Raw genomic sequence first — 3,040 nt, forward strand, 5'->3', positions numbered from 1 at the left:
TCATCAGCTCATCAGCTCATCAGCTCATCAGCTCATCAGCTCATCAGCTCATCAGCTCATCAGGCGCTGCGCTCTGGCGTAGGCCGCAGCACACACCGACTTCCGCATCCCGACAATCTGACATCCGGCCGCAAGTCGGCCATTGCCCGCGGATTAATTGACAGTTTGATCACGGCTTCCGGCCTGGATGGCCTGATGCGGTTGTCCTCGGCCGCCGTTATGGCGGTTACCGGTGCGAGATCAGCTGCAACCACCCCGCACTTTTTACGACGATCAGAACGGACGGCGCGAAAGCAACGCGGCCGACCGCCAACTGTGGTTCGCTTCCGCTTGAGGCTGTCACACCGCCTCCGGCTGATGCCCGCAATTCTGCCACCCCACTGACTGCCTGACGGGCAGGGCGGTGCCTTGCCTCGATTGTGCTCAAGTCCCTCACAGGAGAGTTTCAAAATGACAAACCAGTCCTCAGATACCCAGCCCGCCCTTCGTGCACGCAATACATTGGTTCGGGGCGGTCGTTTGACCAAGTTCAAGGGGCGCGTGGCGAGCATTGCGCCGGGGCTTTCGGTTGTGACAACTGCTGCGGTGCTGTTCAGCGGCAGCGCAGCACAGGCCGCGTGTACGGTAACAGGTGGCGCGGCCACATGTCCCGCTGTCACCTACGACTCTGGCATCGTCTATAGCGAAGCAGATGCGGTTCACACCCTGACACTGCAAGACGATCCTTCACTCACTGTACGCGGCAATGGGGTGACTGTGGACTATGGGGGTGACCAGAATGTTTCTGTGCAAATGGGACGGGGGACCGTCGAGACCACGGGTTTTCAAAATCACGGGGTTTCTGCGAACACCACAGGAACCGGAAATGTGGAGGCCGGACTGAATGGTGACGGGGACATCACTGTAAATGGTGATAGTTCTTCTGGGCTTCGGGCACGGATTGGAAACGGCGACAGCACAGCCGAGGCGACAGCGGTCATGACCGCCGGAGAGATTACTATTGAGTCCGGTACATATGCCGAGGGGGTTTCGGCGGCCACCATGTCCAGGCAGGGTGGTGATGTGACTGCGAGGATGGAGGGCGGAGAAATCACCACGAGCGGAGATCAGGTGGGGGCTGCGGTTCATGCCTATGCCCACGAAGCTACGTATGTGGGCACGCTGAGGGCGGTAATGACCGGTGGTGTCATCAGTACGGAAAACACTAATGCTGACGAACAGAGTGGCGGCGTAGGCGTGAGGGCGTCGACCCGTTCTAGCAGCGAACACACCTCTGTAATTGCGCAGATGGAGGGCGGAACAATCACCACGAATGGGTCGCGCTCTCACGCGGTTACGGCGGAGGCCGAGCAGAGCGCCCGGGATAGTCAGGCCAACATGACGGCGAGAATGACCGGAGGGACGATCACGACGATGCGTCACAATTCAGCCGGGGTTCGGGCGCATACCCATGGCTTTGGCGATGCACGTGTGGAAATGGATGAAACGAATGGCCGCAGCAGTATCACCACACATGGAAACCAGGCGCACGGGCTTCAGGCGTTCTCTACCTTCGAAGCCGATCGGAACACTGTGGACAGTGCGACGGTTGCGGGGAATGTGACGGCCATAATGGGTGGCGGGACGATCACCACTCACGATGACTTTGCCCATGGAGCTCATGTGTTAGCCGGTACCGGCCAAGCCAAAGCGCTGATAGAAATGCACGATGGCGGTATCACCACGAATGCCGCGGGCGCTCATGGGCTTTATGCGCGCATTGACAGCCCGGGCAATGACGAAGAGGTGAGGGTCGAAATGACCGGAGGGTCTATCCGGACGGAGAACGACGGTGGCTCCTTTTTCGGCTCCCATGGGATTTTGGCGGACACCAATGGCTCTGCGGACGTGGTCGTGGACGTGAGTGTTGGTGAGGACGCAGTCACCACGGAAGTCACCACGATTGGGCGAAACTCTCACGGCATTTGGGCGGTAGCGGAGGGCGTTGGCGCTGTGCAGAGTGACGCGCAGGTGCGGGCAAAGACAACCGTCAACTTAGGTCAGAATGCCACTGTCACGGCTTCAGGACATGGGTCAGACGGGATCCGCGTTTCAGGTCTTTGGGTGGATCCCGACGACCTCGCCAATCGGGTTTTATTGGGTGTCGAAGAGTTTGACATAGACGTGGCCGGGTCCGTGACAGGCGGCGCTGACCAACTTAACCCGGGGATTGCGGGTCAGAGCGACGGCGCCGCGATCCGAGTGGTCTCCGCTGCCGACGGCGACGGGGGGACGATTGATATCGCCAGCACTGGCCGGGTGGTGGCGGGGGACTCTGGCCTTGCGATATTGGAAGGGCTTGGCGATGCGGTTGTCACCGTGGCAGGGCATATCGATGGGGAAGTCTTTCTTGGTGCGGGTGACGATAGCCTCACGATTGGTGCCACAGCCAGTTTTGACTTTTCCCACGCTCTGGACGGCGGTCGGGGCGATGATCATCTGATCTTGCATGGCCGGACGATGACCTCAATGGAGAACGTCATCAACTGGGAGCATCTCACACTGAACGACACGGAGCTGCGCCTGGAAGGGATTGGCACACTGGAGACGGCTCTGGACATCGAGGCGGGGTCTGTGTTCCACGCAACTGGCCGGGAAGGGGGCACAACCGCCGGAGCTCCGACTGCAGATGGTATGGCCAACGCCTCTGGTGGCGGCCTGACCATTGCCGGTGATGTGACCAATGCGGGCGCCGTGACCTTGAGCGTGCAGGACGGGGCTGCAGGCGATGTGATCACCATAGACGGGGATTACACGGGTTCAGGGTCAAGTCTCTTTGCCCTGGATGCGGTGATCGCTGGCAATGATGCGGGGTCCGACAGGCTTGTCATCACCGGCGACGCGTCGGGCGAGATGATGCTTTCAATTGCCGGTCTGGACAGCACCGCTCCTGAGGGCGGACCACTTGCGATCTACGTGGTCTCCGTTGGCGGTGAGGCTGATGGCGCAACCTTCACCCTGATGGAAGGCAACCATGTGATGTCGGACGGAGAGCATGGGG

1 pseudogene is annotated in these 3,040 nt (G+C 60.2%); it reads left to right on the forward strand.

Features of this window, described 5'->3' with window-relative positions:
• Positions 1-450: 450 nt before the first annotated feature.
• A pseudogene (locus SLH47_RS26155) lies at positions 451-3,040 on the forward strand (hypothetical protein); the annotation flags it as partial.

The organism is Cognatiyoonia sp. IB215182 (assembly GCF_033963905.1).
GTDB lineage: Bacteria > Pseudomonadota > Alphaproteobacteria > Rhodobacterales > Rhodobacteraceae > Yoonia.